This is a genomic window from Heliobacterium chlorum (genome assembly GCF_014502795.1).
In the GTDB taxonomy this organism is placed as follows: Bacteria; Bacillota; Desulfitobacteriia; order Heliobacteriales; family Heliobacteriaceae; genus Heliobacterium; species Heliobacterium chlorum.
The window spans coordinates 1-15,958 of sequence record NZ_JACVHF010000031.1 but is presented as its reverse complement, the minus strand read 5'-3'; the positions used below and the strand labels follow the sequence as shown (position 1 = coordinate 15,958).

The 15,958-nt window shown below is 38.2% G+C and carries 14 protein-coding genes; 7 read left to right on the top strand and 7 right to left on the bottom strand.

What is annotated here, in order from left to right:
• The first annotated feature begins 224 nt into the window (after positions 1-224).
• The 4 genes from H1S01_RS17585 (at position 225) to H1S01_RS17570 (ending at position 6,405) form a co-directional block, all read left to right on the top strand.
• Positions 225-3,725, top strand: a complete 3,501-nt coding sequence (locus H1S01_RS17585; RefSeq protein WP_188041702.1) for an HD domain-containing protein — start codon at positions 225-227, stop codon at positions 3,723-3,725.
• A gap of 547 nt (positions 3,726-4,272) precedes the next feature.
• On the top strand, positions 4,273-4,842 hold the full coding sequence (locus tag H1S01_RS17580; protein ID WP_188041701.1) for a CBO0543 family protein: 570 nt from the start codon (positions 4,273-4,275) through the stop codon (positions 4,840-4,842).
• A 325-nt stretch (positions 4,843-5,167) separates the two neighbouring features.
• Positions 5,168-5,938 (top strand): hypothetical protein, encoded by a 771-nt coding sequence (locus tag H1S01_RS17575; protein ID WP_188041700.1) that lies wholly within the window; start codon positions 5,168-5,170, stop codon positions 5,936-5,938.
• Between the two features lie 11 nt (positions 5,939-5,949).
• Positions 5,950-6,405 carry a hypothetical protein gene (locus H1S01_RS17570; protein WP_188041699.1) on the top strand — a complete coding sequence of 152 codons (456 nt, stop codon included), beginning with the start codon at positions 5,950-5,952 and terminating at the stop codon, positions 6,403-6,405.
• Positions 6,406-7,116: 711 nt separating this feature from the next.
• Here H1S01_RS17570 and H1S01_RS17565 read toward each other — a convergent pair.
• Complete coding sequence (locus H1S01_RS17565) at positions 7,117-7,473, bottom strand: hypothetical protein (protein WP_188041698.1); 357 nt, start codon at positions 7,471-7,473, stop codon at positions 7,117-7,119.
• 17 nt (positions 7,474-7,490) lie between these two features.
• Entirely contained in the window at positions 7,491-8,084 is a 594-nt protein-coding gene (locus H1S01_RS17560) for a hypothetical protein (protein WP_188041697.1), read from the bottom strand.
• 231 nt (positions 8,085-8,315) lie between these two features.
• On the opposite strand from H1S01_RS17560, the gene H1S01_RS17555 reads away from it, so the two are divergent.
• Positions 8,316-9,536: a tyrosine-type recombinase/integrase gene (locus tag H1S01_RS17555; RefSeq protein ID WP_188041696.1), complete on the top strand. Its 1,221-nt coding sequence runs from the start codon at positions 8,316-8,318 to the stop codon at positions 9,534-9,536.
• A gap of 641 nt (positions 9,537-10,177) precedes the next feature.
• Positions 10,178-10,486, top strand: coding sequence for a zinc-ribbon domain containing protein (locus H1S01_RS17550; protein ID WP_188041695.1), 309 nt, complete (start codon positions 10,178-10,180; stop codon positions 10,484-10,486).
• Between the two features lie 289 nt (positions 10,487-10,775).
• Here the strand turns inward: H1S01_RS17550 and H1S01_RS17545 are convergent, their stop codons facing one another.
• The 3 genes from H1S01_RS17545 to H1S01_RS17535 form a co-directional block, all read right to left on the bottom strand.
• The gene (locus tag H1S01_RS17545; RefSeq protein ID WP_188041694.1) at positions 10,776-12,530 is read right to left on the bottom strand and encodes an FRG domain-containing protein; all 1,755 of its coding nucleotides are present in this window, start codon (positions 12,528-12,530) and stop codon (positions 10,776-10,778) included.
• A 262-nt stretch (positions 12,531-12,792) separates the two neighbouring features.
• The gene (locus H1S01_RS17540) at positions 12,793-13,734 is read right to left on the bottom strand and encodes a hypothetical protein (RefSeq protein WP_188041693.1); all 942 of its coding nucleotides are present in this window, start codon (positions 13,732-13,734) and stop codon (positions 12,793-12,795) included.
• A 27-nt stretch (positions 13,735-13,761) separates the two neighbouring features.
• The gene (locus H1S01_RS17535; protein WP_188041692.1) at positions 13,762-14,163 is read right to left on the bottom strand and encodes a hypothetical protein; all 402 of its coding nucleotides are present in this window, start codon (positions 14,161-14,163) and stop codon (positions 13,762-13,764) included.
• A gap of 404 nt (positions 14,164-14,567) precedes the next feature.
• Here H1S01_RS17535 and H1S01_RS17530 point away from each other — a divergent pair, with 404 nt between their 5' ends.
• The gene (locus tag H1S01_RS17530) at positions 14,568-15,272 is read left to right on the top strand and encodes a hypothetical protein (RefSeq protein ID WP_188041691.1); all 705 of its coding nucleotides are present in this window, start codon (positions 14,568-14,570) and stop codon (positions 15,270-15,272) included.
• Here H1S01_RS17530 and H1S01_RS17525 read toward each other — a convergent pair whose 3' ends face one another.
• Together H1S01_RS17525 and H1S01_RS17520 are read right to left on the bottom strand one after the other, a co-directional pair.
• A complete protein-coding gene (locus tag H1S01_RS17525) occupies positions 15,273-15,437 on the bottom strand; it encodes a hypothetical protein (protein ID WP_188041690.1) in 165 nt (54 codons plus the stop codon).
• Between the two features lie 107 nt (positions 15,438-15,544).
• The gene (locus tag H1S01_RS17520; protein ID WP_188041689.1) at positions 15,545-15,757 is read right to left on the bottom strand and encodes a hypothetical protein; all 213 of its coding nucleotides are present in this window, start codon (positions 15,755-15,757) and stop codon (positions 15,545-15,547) included.
• Between the last annotated feature and the right edge of the window lie 201 nt (positions 15,758-15,958).

The window sequence follows — 15,958 nt, the reverse complement described above, 5'->3', positions numbered from 1 at the left end:
AAATACCTTTTTCTCACCGAGTTTCGATTGACCTACATGACTTCATTGGATCTATTCCCTTGACGTGTAACTTTATAGTTAGGTAGCGGGGCTGTGAGTTAAATTTAGGAATATAATTTAACTATTGTAAAATACTTCTTTCAGAAGTAAGATATATATAATTCAGATAACTTTTGTTTACCGCTAGCGGAAACAACCTAGAAACGTAACGAGGTGAATCAACGATGCTAATTATCGAAGAATTAAGAGACAGAAGTGCTCGACTAGAAACCAAGTGTATTGAAACTAAATTACTTTTACTGGCTAACAAAGTTGTAGATGCATCAAAGGAACATCTTAAACTAATAATCGCCCAGCTACCTGAATTTGATTTACACGATGAATCACATAGCATACGGATTCTAGAAAATATGACAAGTCTCATTACAAAAGATGTCTTAAAGAATCTTTCAAGTTATGAGTTATTCATGTTGTATTTATCAGCATACCTTCATGATTGTGCAATGGCTTTACCTAATTGGGAACTGAAGCTATTAAAGCTGACCGAAGGTTCGGATGGATTTACAAATCTTGAAATTGAAAAACCATTAAAAAACGATTTTAAGTCTCCCTATTCTATATCAACTGCTATAAAAATAATTAATGAAAGAAAAGATAATTTGTATGAGAACTTTGCGAAAATAAGGAACTTTATTTTTTGTCCAAGTAACGAGTCTGAACTAATCAAAGATTTAGCGGGCAGACTCATTGAATATCAAGAATTTAGAAATGGATTTACAGAAGAATTAAAAGAAACAAAACTACGTTCTGATATTGCTGGATATCTTGAACTGAACGATCTTATACGATATGAGTTTGTACGTACTACTCATCATAGTCGGATTGAAAAATATGTGAAAAACCTAAGTTCGCTATTTGAGGAATATCTTGACGGATCTTGGGGAAAAGCCTTAGCTTATGATCTTGCAAAAGTTTGTAGGTCTCACGGCGAGGCGTTTGAATATATATCCGCATTAAACGTTCAAGCTAGCTACTTCGGGGATGGATGTGCGAATCTACAATTCGTATCCTTGATTCTACGAATAGCTGATATAATTCACTTTAGCGTGGATAGAGCTCCTAAGTCATTATTTTCTGAAAAGCCGATACGTTCAAAGGAAAGTCTTAAACACTGGATTGCTAAATTTCAAGGATTAAACTATTCCATAGGAGAAATTGATTCTGACGGTAAGGTTAAAATTACTTTTAGAGCTTTTTGTGATGAACCTAACATGTATTACTTTCTTCTCGAATACATGAACTGGATTGATGATGAACTAAATAATTATAAAAAACTCATATTTTCATTAGATTATTCATTATCTACACGTAAGTTCGCAGAAAAGTACAAGCTACCAATTGCAGAAAAAGTTGACAGATCGCAAATCAAGTATGATGAAGATAAGTTTAAGCCTAGTGGATTGTGTTTCACATTAAATCAAAAGAGAATAATTGAACTATTAATGGGGGTAGGATTATATAAAGATAAATATTTATGCTTACGGGAACTATATCAAAATTCACTTGACGCATGTAGAAACATGATCTTTTCATATGAAAGTCGCTCTACTAATATGACGGGTAAAATCGAGTTTGGCCTCGGCGAATGTGAGGTTAATGGAATAAATAGATCTTATCTCTATTGTTTAGATAACGGTTTAGGGATGAACCTACATATCATTGAGAACTACCTTATGAAAATAGGAAACTCTTATTATAAATCAAGAGAGTTTAATCGAAGAGTCGCTACATGGAAAGATAGTTATACGCCTACTTCACAATTTGGTATCGGAATATTATCCTGTTTTATGCTCGGCGATAAGATAGAGATTACTACGAGGCCAGCTGATGACAATTCCAAAATTAGTGAAGCTATTAGATTCTCTATTGATGGTCCTCATGAACACTTCTATTTTATGAAACCAGATCCATTAGACTTGGAAATTATAGGTTCACATGGTACTCTCGTAAAAGTATTTCTTAGTGAGCCAGACTCTATTAACAATATATTCCTTGATAATCTCTGTACGGTAATTCACGGATGTGATTCTAACGAATTCGTAGAGAATAACAAAGAAACTTATGCATTGTGGAATCAAAATCTTTATAAATTAATTTTAGAAACAGTTGGGAAAGTACCTAGCAATATTGATTTAATCATCAGATTTTCAAATAATGCTACGGAGAAACTAATTCCATGGGCTACACCATTTAATTATTCGATCTTAGAAGATCAAGTCTATCAGTTGTATTCAGGTTTAACGTATTTTTCTGACGGTTATAATCCGACCGCAGATTTTCTTAAGTGCAAGGACTATATTGAAACCAATGTAATTAATGTAAATTATGAAGGAATTGATTATGTCTTTAGTTTAAGCTTACCTAAACCCGGTATTCCCGTTGACGACTGGCGAATATTAAACTTTCCAAAGAATATTTACAATAAAGCTCACCCTGTGCTTGTAGACGGTATTTTCGTTAATAGCAATTTCTATTCTGATGCAATGTTTGATGCAAAAAGAGATGTACTATCAAATGGCATAATTAACTTTATGGGTACTGATCGGCCAATTCTTTCTGTAGATAGACATAATATTACCTTGATGCCTGAATCTCTAAATCAGAAATTGAATCTCTTACCCGAAATTGTTGGTAAGAAAATCGTCTATGAGTTAGATAAACATTTCAAGATGTATAATATTGATTTAAGTTCTAAAGAGGCAGGTATGACATGGGATTATATATTAAATAAGTTCAGTAGTTTGAGTCCAATAATACTTAAAAATCTTGTAGGTTCCGACGAAACCTATTTGACTCTACAAGATATTGTAAATTTAACAAAATACGATATTTCGGTAAGGGAATTTATTACTAAACCTGAAGTTGAACTTTACAATTTCATTTTTAACAACTTGTGTTCGACTTCCCAGTTACTGGTTTTAGGGAAATTGATACACTCAGAAAGAATTGATGTAAGTAACAACACTGTAAAAGTACATTCGAAAACATTTGAACCAGTAAAGATTGTTCAACGATACAGTAATCTAGTCATTTTTCCTATAGCTATCAAGGCAGATAGTTGGGATGAACTATACGGAGAATATGATTTGATTTCCAATTTATGGCCAATTATACCTGAACGATTATTTCAAAGAATACAGGACTTTTCAACCAAAAGTCTATCACAGAGAGCAAAAACAACGTCTGAATGTTCGAATTCATTAGCTGCTATAGCTGCTCAAGATCCAGTACTTATACATCCTAAACTAGGCATCTTTTCTTCAAGGAGAGAAATATGGGGCAAGAAGAAGAATATGGTCGGGAAGTTTGAACATCAACAAGATGGTTTTTGGCTTTTTGAACTAAACGAGCATGGTAAAACAACCTATCAAGGAGTTGACTACTGCATCTACTGTTTTATAGCCCCTAGAAAGCTAACTGATGATGAAATGATAACGCTTGAAGATTATAAAGAAGAAGATTCCGACTATTATAATGGTGTTCTTAACGGTTGGAGTATCCTTTTAATAGGGAGACGTTCTGAAAAAGTGATACTACCTGGACTAAGAAAAAGGAATGAAATGATTAGCAGAATCAAAAAATCGTTCTGGCAATCCAAAGAAAATGTTAAATATCATTTTTTAGACGGAACACTACTAGAACCTATTAAAGAGGACTTGTTTTAGTTCCGCTTATTGAAGAGCATTCTAAATTCTGTTGAATTGTGCTAATTTATTCTACAAACTATTCAATCTCCCGGATGTTTAACTTAATTGAACGAGCAAACCATCTTATTTGGAACCCTCCGGTCCTATCTTTAGGTCGGCATTCTTTCTAATACTATCTCCATTGTTTATCCAATGACAGACAACCGCCCCTCCCCACTGGCCTCGCTCGAAAGGAGTACAAGGTAGACCGTGAGGAAGGGCGGTTATTCTTTTATTCTGACCGGCAATTCAACAGTTTAACACCTTAGCATCGTATTTCACCTAATTATTTCCTCCACTCTTTAAAAACCGACGCCACAGAATGCCCTGTGTGCCTTCGAAAACGATCGGCTATACCATTCATACAGAATGGGTGTCGAATTGGACGTGGGGCGATATAACGGGTTTGGTGCTAGATAGGGGTTTTTAGGGGGATTTTATTGTTTTGACGTTCTAACGATTTAAATGGCGGGAATTAGGAAAAACTGAATGAGGGATATCCCATTAACTTCTATGGAGTAGTTTTATGACAGATATTCCGAACTCATTACTTAACCTTGTTCTAATGCATGAGGTGTTTAGTAAGGCTCGAATTGAAGCTTGGAATTCTGAAGTGCTTGGGTCGTGGCGATGGTGGCTGTTGATCGCTCTCATGCTAGTACCATGGATTTTTTGGTGGCGTTTCGTTGATAAAAAGAGACTCACTGAAATATGTCTACTCGGGATGTTCGTATTAGCGACGGCATCTTGGATGGACGAATTGGGAAGCGAACTATTATTATGGTATTATCCATATAAGACCTTTCCGCTTTATCCTCAACTGGTCCCGATTAACTACACGGTAATACCTATAACTTTTATGCTGATATATCAGGAGAAAAAATCTTGGAAATCGTACATTATCGCATTGATAATAATGGCAGCTATCTATGCTTGGATAGCTGAACCAATTCTAAATATAATAGGCATTTATATGCCGATTAACTGGAAGTACAGCTACTCCTTTCCTTTATACGTTTTGATTGGCGTTAGTCATAGATGGCTACTCGAAGGGATTCTAAAAATTACGGGTAAAAGTAGCGAGAAAAATTCTTAATGATCTCGAATAACAACCGCCCCTCCCCACTAGCCACCCAATAACGTGCTTATCGGGTAGACTGTGAAGAAGGGGCGGTTCACTGTTATTCTGACCGGTAATTCAACAGATTAGCTTCTAAGCGTCATATTTTGCCTAATTATTTCCTACGCTCTTCAAACCCGCCCCCGTAGAATGCCCTGTGTGCCTTCGAAAACGATCGTTCGAGGTCCAATCGCACGTGGGCCATTATAGCGGCCTTAAAGTGGATATAGGTTTTATTTAGAAATATTGCTCTTCTTTTTGGCAATAATAAGAGCACAAATTGGCTATGAGAGGAAAAAGTATGGCTCAGCAAGCAAAGCAACAAAGTCGAAAACCTAAAGGGATGATATCTTCTCTAGCCACAAACTTTGTTCACGCTCGAAACCCCTATACGATGGCATGGTGGTCAGCGGCATTTCCTGGCTTTGGTCATATCAGTCTTGGCAGTTATGTCGTCGGCTTTCTTTTGTTCATTTGGGAAATGGTCGTAAATTCAAATGCCAAAATCAATCTGGCCATCTTTTATTCGTTTACAGGACAATATGAGTTGGCTAAGGAAGCAGTCAATAATAAATGGTTGCTTCTTTACGCACCAGTGTTTGTATACGGAGTCTGGAGTTGTTACTGCTTAACTTTAGAACTAAATCGGCTTAACGCTTTGGCAGAAAGAAATGGAGAGATCATTAGACCCGTAAGTTACTCATTTTACGAGATAAACATTTTAGATAAGCGAGTACCCTGGGTAAGTGTTGCGTGGACATTACTTACTCCAGGGCTTGGTCATCTATATACCCACAGGATTCCAACGGGCTTCTTCCTATTAGTTTGGTGGATTGCGATTGTGTATCTATCAAATTTACTTCCCTGCGTCCAACTTACCGCATTTGGTAATTTCGAGGCGGCGAAGGCCGTCGTTGATATCGAATATCTTGTATACATGCCGTCGATTCTCGGGTTTGCACTATACGATGTTTATGTAAATACCGTCGAGTATAATCGTCTCTATGAAAAAGAGCAGGCAAAGTTCTTGGAGCGTGAATACCAACACCCCAATTTCGATATGCCGGTTTAGGGGGAACTTCCTTGCACGTAGTGGCTACCTTCGACCACTCGAATTTTCTAGAGTTAGCAATTACGGATCTTAAACAGAATGGGATTGAAAAAGACAGTATTTGTGCTATACCTGTTAAAAAAATAACTCCTGAAATACAACTTTTGGACAGTATCCATGGTGCCGATGGACAAAGTATGTTTGACGTAGCCTCAATCCTTGGTACTATTTTCATGCTATTCGGGGTACTATGGGGGTTCTTATGGAAATGGGGGCCAATTATCTGGGGACTGATCGGCCTCGGCTTAGGGTTTGCCGTTGGATTTGCGATAAAGTACTTTATTTATTTTCGGAAGACTAAAACCGCTATCACAAAAGGAAGACAAGCAGAGGTAGTTCTAATAATCAAGTGTGAAAAAGAGGAGATACTTATTATAGAAAAAGTCTTGAAAAGACACTTCGCTCTTGCGATAGGCACAAAGCAGTAGAGCTCAAAACAAAAAGCCAGCCTACTTAAAAAACAAACCGCCCCTCCCCACTGGCCTCCCTTTAATGTGTTATCGGGTAGACCGTGAAGAAGGGCGGTTTACTGTTATTCTGACCGGCAATTGATCGGCTAACACTTGAACATCGGCTATTTCACCTAATTATTTCCTTCACCCTTCAAACCCGACACTACAGAATGCCCTGTATGCCATTGAAAACGATTGGCTATACCATTCATACCAGATGGGGGTCCAATCAAACATGGGCAATTACAGCGGTCTTATGTGGAATATGAGGATTTTAGGTAATTATTAAGCAATAAAAAAACGACCTCACCGGATGTGGCAGCGAGATCGCTTTGAAAAACAATTTATTTTCGGTTTTTCTCCAATAGGTATTTCAATCTTTCTCCGTGAACAGCTTCATCTTTTGCAACAACTTCAACCCTGAGCTTCGACGTTTTGATACTGCTCTATTTCTTTTTCAAAGTCTGTTCCCTTTGTTAATCCAAAGATACTCACGGTAAGTACTTCTCCTAGCTTGAATTATTCTTACCTTATCATGACTAGATTGCTTTTTTGTTATACGTTCATTCTTCTTCGTCAGTTAATTTCCATTAAGACTAGGCTCTGAACCATATTGCCCCCCTTAAGGTCTACCGAACAAACTTACCGACTAATCATCACCGTGATACTAAATCAAATGAAGGTTTTTTATAGTAATTCTGGTTTGACCCATTGGGTAATATCATTACCAAAATGTATATAAAGTTCTTCTATTGGAGTCGGTATCCAAAAACTATCAAACACTAAGCCGTGTGCTTTCGTTACTTCACGTACGGCAACTTTTTTCTTAAACATTTCATTTGCTTTACACCACGGGCACAGGCTTCCGTTTTTAGAATAACATTTACTCCCAACGGTACCCCCTGCCTTTTCGAGCATTTTGTTAACGGCAACTACGGTTCGGTCTTTACGGACAAGTAGTACATTCCCCGGATATTCTCCCCACACTATGTGAAAAGCTCTTACCACTTCGTCCAACTCAATTTGTCCGCTCTCAAAACTCATAATAAATAACCTCCATCTTACTTATCGTTTTCAAAGTATAGAGTTTTTACGAATTCAGATAGCCTTATCGACTCGGTTCTCGTTATGTTTTTAGGTACTTCTATAGTTACAATCAGATCTGGGCGTAAAGGGTACTCGACTTTCAGAAGCTCGTTTGTCAAATTAGATTTCTGCGGTATTTCCTCCCCGTTGGCCATGGAAAAAATTTCGTTAAAATACTTGGTTAAGTTCGCTGCTGAGCGGTGAATTTTTAGTGCGTTTCGCAACGAATCAGGTAATGTTGAGCGAGGTATACGCTCGGACAGCCATGTAACTTTTCGTTGGTGTGGGTATCCATCGTCCTCGTTGTCTTCGTCCTTATTAAACAGATATTCGCTCTCTATTTTTGCAAAATAAATACTATGGCCATGAGGAACTAAAACATAGTCTCCGATAGACATCTGGTTAACAAAAATGTCTATTATCGCATAGGTATTTCCTAATTCGAGGCTTGAGTAGTTATAGGGTGGATTACCTAATTTTTGCCTAATATCTTCTTGACTAAGATTAGTGAGGTCTCCGATTCCTGGCCAACCAATTGCTACGATGTTTTGCTTTTGAAATTCTTTCATGCGGTCATAACCCTGTGGATTAGGGCGTACTAACCAAGCGTTTGGGATAACTAACACCTCCCTTAGTGGTTTAAGCATACAACTTCTTCAATGAGTCGTCTAGTGCATATCTAGTAGAAAACAAGTTTATTTGTCTCTAGCAATATACTCCCAAACCCACTTGACTCCTCTCCCCCACTCAATCAACACTGTCCACTGACCCCTCATTAACATCGGGAAGGTGGACCACTCATGACCAAACGCACCAACGGAGAAGGCAACGTATACCAACGGAAAGACGGTCGATGGGAAGCCCGTTTCTTCCACACTGACCCCGCCACTGGCAACAAAAAACGCTACAACTATCTCGGTAAATCTCACGAAGAAGCCTACAACAAGATGATAGCAGCGAAGGCACAGATCATTACCGGTAATTTTGTAGAGCCTACGAGGATGACCTTGAAGGAATGGATGACCTATTGGTTGGCTGAATGTATCGAGCCAAACGTGAAGCCTACGACATATTCCCAGTACGAAACGATGACCAGAGTCCACATCATCCCTACACTGGGATCGCTGGCTCTTCAGAAAATCCAGACCTCCGATATCCAACTGATGTACAACGCAAAAATGAAACCCAGAGCTGACAACGGCAGATCCCTAGCCCCCAGAACTATCCGCCACATCCATAACGTTATTTCCGGTGCCTTCGAACAAGCCATCAAGGAAGGCAAGTTATTGAAGAACCCTGCTGACGCTGTGAAACTGCCCAAAAAAGTAAAGCCGGAAATCCGTCCTTTAAAGTTGGAGGAAGTCCGGCAGTTCTTGAAGTCCATTGAGGACCACAGATTGTACGCTGCTTTTCTATTGGAGTTACGGTTGGGCTTACGTCGAGGGGAACTGTTGGGCCTCCGCTGGCAAGACATCGATTTTGAACGGCGGATATTGTACATCCGGCAGACCTTGCAGCGTATTCAGAAACCCGATGATAAAGGAAAGAAGACGCATCTTATCTTCCAGACACCGAAGACCCAGCGAAGTAAGCGTCCTCTACCGATACCAGCCGATTTAATGATAGACCTACATAAACATAAACTCAGCGTCGAACAGGATAAAGAAATTGCTGGCGATAAGTACCTTAATTATGACTTAGTGTTCTGTTCAAATGATGGCCGGCCACTCGATCCCACATCGTTCACCCGGATGTTTGAGAAGCTGTTGGACAAGGCTGGTCTGCCGAAGACGACCTTCCATAGCCTACGGCATACGGCTGGGCTGTTTATTCTGGATGCCACAAAATCCATGAAGGTCGTACAGGAAGTCTTGGGACATACGACCATCCAGACTACGGTCGACATTTATCTCGACCACATCGGTGTTGACGAGATGGCCAAAGCCCTCGCTCAAATGAACGGAGTTCTCTTGACTAAAAAAACTTCTTGTGAAACTCTAGAAAAGCTGGTTTCGCCATGAAAAAACCCAGAGAATAAGGTGACGCCTCAAACTGACGCCTACGGGTGACGCCACGGAGAACTTCACGCTATTATAACGCCAGTGGGTTTTAGCGGAGAAACCATTGACGGTGCGGTCTGACCGGGTTAGAATAGGTGTACAGCCCTTAAGTAAACTCGCACTCTGGTAGCGTGCTTGGTTCGGGACCAAGAGGCCGCAGGTTCGAATCCTGTCTCCCCGACCATGAGTTAGCTGGGGTTTTATAATGGTAGGCAGTGTCTACAGATAGGATTTGACGCCTAGTGTGACGCCTGCGGGGGTTTGAGGTGGAAATAGTCTTGGAAATAAGTGAAGCCAGGGACGAATGTCCTTGGCTTTTTTGCTGCGGTTTTCTTTAGATTTTGTAATGAGGTAACATCGGAGAGAACGGACACCTGAAGTGACTCCAAGATGAGAAAACCTGTTGAGCTACGCTCTCTCCTGCCCTGCTGGTAGTTAATCTTTATGAAAAATATTTTTTCACACCTTGCATAAATGACCACTTTCATGTATACTAATCTAGTGGTCCTAATACGGTGATTCGCTATTCTTCTCGTTTGCCAGATGGCTAGGGAGGTTTGACGGATATCCCTAGAAAGGGCAAATTATGAGGAGGTTTTTTTATGTTTCAAGACAAAGTTTTAACCTGTAAAGATTGTGGCTGTGAGTTTGAATTTACCGCATCCGAACAAGAGTTCTTCGCCGAAAAAGGTTTCACTAACGAACCTGGCCGTTGCCCCCAGTGCCGGGCTGCTCGGAAAGCTCAAAACAACAATAGCAACCGTGGCGGCTATCGGGAAGAACGTCAAATGTATCCCGTCACCTGCTCCGCTTGTGGCAAGGAAACTACCGTTCCCTTCCAACCCCGTGGTGACAAACCGGTATACTGCCGTGACTGCTTCCAACCCCAGCCTCGCAGCAACCGCTGGTAATATCCTAACAAACACGAAGCTCACCTTAACCGGTGGGCTTTTTTGCTGTGTTTATAAAGATTTTTCGGTGATGAGCCGTGGTGGGAACGGACGCCTACTGTGACGCCTACGGTGTTTGAAGCGGCGAAATATCGAGATAAACGTAAAGCCAGGGACGATTGTCCTTGGCTTTTTTGCGTGGATTTTTGGAGATTTATTACTACGTACAGAAATCACGTTACTCTCTGGAAACATTTTGAAGGTGTTTGTTTATCATTTGGTATGATTCAACGTTGAGTCAACGTGATGCTTAATCAAACTCTAAATGATAACCGTTTTTTTTCTTTATTTCCTGCCATTCATTCAAATAAGATAACATTTCCGTATAAGATATTTCGTAATCAGGTGCAGGGCTATTAGTATTGACCGAAACACCGTATCTGGTTAACGGGGCGTACAAATTTTCGATCCAACCGTATAATAGCATTTGAGAAAGATCATCATTTTTTCCGTTATTATCTAAATCTTCATCGTATATTTCCTTTGGATGGATATTAAATTCATTAAGTAGTTCTAAAGCAAGTTTATTATTACGTTCATAAATAAAAGTTTCACAAAACCCTTCCTCAGACAAGTCTTGAACCATCTTAAAAGGAAGGTGTTCCATGTATACAGGAGGAGGATCTCCTCCTCGCAAAATTAAGTTTTCCCTCATTTGCTCAGAAATCACACAATCCCCGAGTAACAATGAGGCTTTCTGCTTTATCACTCTACTTTTCTTCAGCAAACTATGGGGCAATTTTATTAATGAAAAAGGGCGGTTCCCCATAGTATTATCTAAATCAAAGCTGGGTCCCCAATTAATTACATTTGCATATTCACGTAAGCTTTCGTAAAACTCCGAAACTGTATTACAGGTGTTGAATGATTTATAAATTTCGTAGGTTGGTATTAAGTTTCCACATTCATAATAGTTCTTTTGAAGAGATTCTTTAGGATCTGGTTTTTTAAGATATTTCCATCTATATATTACAGATTCTTTATTTCCTTCATATGGTTTAAAACCTCCGTTTTTATATTCATAAGTTGAAAAAAATAGTGCTATTAATAAATCAGAAGTAACATCCAATCCTTCAGAAGTATACCCTGCTTGCTGAAACATTGCTTGTGTGAATGTATAACCTAATGCGTTTGTTATGTACATAGACATTATTCTTTTTATTTTATATGAGTTAGACAGGACTTTTGAAAAGGCTTTTTCAAAATAAAATTCGGTACCTGTCTTACGCAGTCGTTTGTCACCATTATATTTTATTGGATAAATAGAATTTTCAAACCTATACATCGATGGGCGTAATGGTGGTTCGTAAAACTTTGTTTGCCCTCTATAATAATAGTTGTCATTGTGTTCTGACGATAATTTTAATAATAAATCCTTTAAGGTCCAGCACTCCCTATTGGTCGGTTTTGATTTCGATTGTTTTAACAGACCAATTAAAACATTAAGCGAATGTTTATTTTCGTTAGTTATTGACTTTTCAAAATAATCAATACTAGCATTATAAGAGACTTCTTTTTCGTCTTTTTCAAACATTTTAAGCACTCCAAGCTTATAGTTAGAATGCTTATCACCTTGTTTACTTGCGGGCAAATAATATTTTTTTGCTAAATTATGATTAAGTTCAACTATATCACCATAATAATATCTATCTCCAACAACACGTTGAGCATCGACATATCCGAAATCTGCGGATTTTAAGAAGTAATCAAAAGCTTTTAACTCATTTTTTTCTAAACCTATACCATTATAAAACATACAACCTAAATTGTATAACGATATGGGATCATTCTTTTTAGCGGCTTGTTCAAACCAAAATACTGCGTCTTCATAATTAATTTTCAATCCAAATTCCCCAGTTAAGTATGCTATGCCAAGACCTCTTTGCGAATCTACATGACCGTCTTTAGCTAGTTCTGCTACCAGAAGTAATCCTGTTTTAATCTCACCATTATTCAATAGCATTACCGCATTCTTATATAACATATCCATGTCACTCTTTAGCACATATCTTCCCCCTATCTCACGTTATTTTATTTAAGCGGTTAAAAAAATATAATTATATTTATTCACTCAAGATTAAATTTAGCCCCGGTATTATTGAAAGTTGTCAATGTGTGACTTACCTCTTCTCTCACTTTGCCTACCAGAAATGAAACAATAGAAAAGAGGCCACAGGTTGGTATCCTGTCGCCCCGACTAGTGCATAACCGTTGATTAGATAAATGTCCAAAAATAGTAAAATGGTAAATCTGTTTAATAAGATGATTTATCTAAAATCCGAATGATTACTTAGACGTTTAATAACTTCTGACATCAAACCATTATAGTCTCTCTTTTTTGAAGGGCTGTATCCATGGGAAATTATTTCGTACACAGTATAAACCTTATTATTACTAAAGTTAATTTGCTTAAACTTCTCTACAAATTGAAAAAAGACTGTGCAAGTTTGATTTGTATATTCTTTATAAGAGTATGTGTCATCGTTAAATTCAATGGAAACATGGTATTCGATATCAGTTTCTTTACTTGGTTCGTTATTTTCAATTCTATACATTAAGTCATCCCAAACTTCAATGATAAAATTATTATCCGAATAGCAATACTTTTCCTGAAGTTTTCTTTCGCTCAAAATTCTTTTAGTAACCTCTTCTACTTGATTATAAAAGTTAGATGATTCTAGGACCATATATGAATGCGGTTCTTTAATTGATAATAATCCTTTTGAATCCAAAGAACATATATTATTCTTAATAATTTCAACTATTTTATTTCTTTCTTCTGTCTTAGCTTTACCATTTAGACTATAACGAAGTGGCCTTCTAAATTTAATGTCAAAAGGAAGATCATCATATGAACCAAAATCCATATTGAATATACATATGATTTTCTCCCAACCTAAAACTTTTGCTGCGTAACCTAATTCAATTAAAACGTTAGGATTTGGTGTTTTTCTTTTACTGTAATCAGAATTAATAATACTAACATCCGCAATAAATAATTTCGACTTTTCTATTTTTGAAAATACGGTACTTGCAATATCCGGAGTACCAGACACATCCATAGTATCCCTATCTATAGCAAACTCTATATCAAAAGTTTTTGATGCGTTAAGTTCTTTTAGAGCCCTCTTAATGCATTCTTCAATAAAGTAACGATTAGTATCCTTAGGTAGATCTGACTGCCATGAGTAAAAAACACGATTTTCCATATACCGAGTTACCCTCCCGATTAAAGATCACATATGTTTTGACGACACCTCTTTGTAAGACTGCCGAATTAAACCCATGAAATACTCTAAGTCATACTCTGTTTCTTCAACGCAAAAGCGTGTCCAATGGCTATAATCTTTTGCTGGTACTCTCTCACATTGATTTTGAGGGTCTATAACTTTATCGAGGTCAATATGTAACTCAATGACAACGCTGTCACGCTTTGGTTTAAACTGAACAAAGATTTCACTCTTCTTCTTACCCAGGGGTACTTTGATACTTGCAAAGTTTTTGTCGGTATTAGGGCAGTTTATTACGTTTGGAAACTCTTCAAGGCACTTTCTTGTTAACTCCAAGTAAAGCATTTGCAGATGCTCAGGCATCTTTTTAAGAGATAACGGAACGACGAGATTTATCTGTTGGTTCATTATCTGTTTTCACCCCACGGTAAACATTTAATACCTTGCTTTATAATCCGGGCACTGCCTCGCATTTGGCCTAGCGGAATGGTGGCAGGCTCTATCGTAGTCGTAGGCACAGCTGTCGCATAGAAACTTGGTTTTTGGCTTGAATGTGTACAGGTTTGAAGAATTGATTTTCCTCGATTTAGGGTAACTGTTTTTCTCAGATGAAGAACCCTTGAGAACATACCATAAGCCGAAAATCACTAGTAGTACGATAATTACTTCCACAGAATCTCCCTCCCGTCTGAGTTATTCGACGGGAGATTTTCTTTTCCTGGAAAAATGTTCCGACGAGTTTCGACAATAGAGGTTTTTGTAAAAGCTTGTAGAATGCTAATCCTATACAATTTTGCTAGGGGGAAAGAATGATGGATTTTCCTAAATTAGATGAAGTTCAATTGAGCATAGAACGGCATGGTTTAAAATGTGTAAGGGGCGTCTGGACAGATAATGATAATCTTACTCGTGTAGACATTGATACAACTCAGAAAAACTCAATTGATTTATTTCTAGATTTTGCAAAAACATCAGGAATAAAATATATTTTTTTAGATTCTTCCATCCTAGATGGTGAAGCACTTGATTCCTGGTTAATAGAAACTGAGACAATTACTGCTGATGATTTCGGAAATAATTATAGGAAAATTCGTAATAGGGCTCAAAAATACAATGATGAGATAATAAATCTTTCACAATCCTCACCTATTAAAATCGAACTATTTTTTATTTTAGACGGAACACTATATTCACTCGATTATATTGCTAAATGGTATGAAGATTTGAATGTTCCAGAAAGTGCTTTAGAGGAAATTTGTGAAGAATTTGCTGAGGAACTTCGGGCGATTAAACACAGAAAGCTTGAAGAAGAAAATAAAAAAAGAGACATGATTGTAGACTTATTGGTTAAAGAAAAGTCATTTCAAATCTGCACAAATAAAAAAGCTAGAAGTGCCTTTGCAAGAGTGTATCTTAACGAAAAAGGATTCTATGGACTCGGTAAACAGTTTCCTTCGGTAAAGGCTGTAGAAGAAGTTGCCGAATTAGCTTGGTTAAAATTCAAAGAAAGTAAATAGTTAAATAATAACTATATCTTTCCCCGACATCCGATCGGACGGCATAACCATGCTGCTGACACGGCCCAGTCGGGATGCACGGCCACGGATGCCGGAGGCTGTGGTTTTCTTCTCTTTTACGTCGGTGAGAAATATGCGTTCGATATCGGTGTCAACTGTGAGCATCTCTTCTCCCCTTCTGGACAGTATTGACTTATCCGTACTCTATTTTGCCCAGTGGTAGACAAAGTGAAGCGTGAGCCTTTCGATAATGGGCCACGCTTTTCCTTTTTCTAAAGCATATTCCCGATATATCTCCGGAGGTAAGGTCTTCGGTTTACTTGCTCCTCGAACTTCAACCGGCAATACTCTTCTCGTAGCTGGTCCACTTCACGGGACACGAGGATTGCCTGATTTAACTTTCGGGCCAACAGAAGTCGGGAGGCTTCATGGCGTTTTTTGTGGATTAACTTCAGAAGTTTATCTGCTTCGCTTTTCATCGGCACGAATCACTCTCTTCCAACATTTGGTGAGTGATTATTCGATGAGGTGAGGCTGATTTCCTTCTTTTTACAGAAAATAAGAAATAAAAAAGCGTTCGGCAGTGGTGGGGCCGGACGCCTAATAGAACTAGTGCCCCATCAGGCAACCCTGACCTTCTTTTGAATGCGTAAAATTTCTTCGGATTTAGCATTCTTATTTCGCCA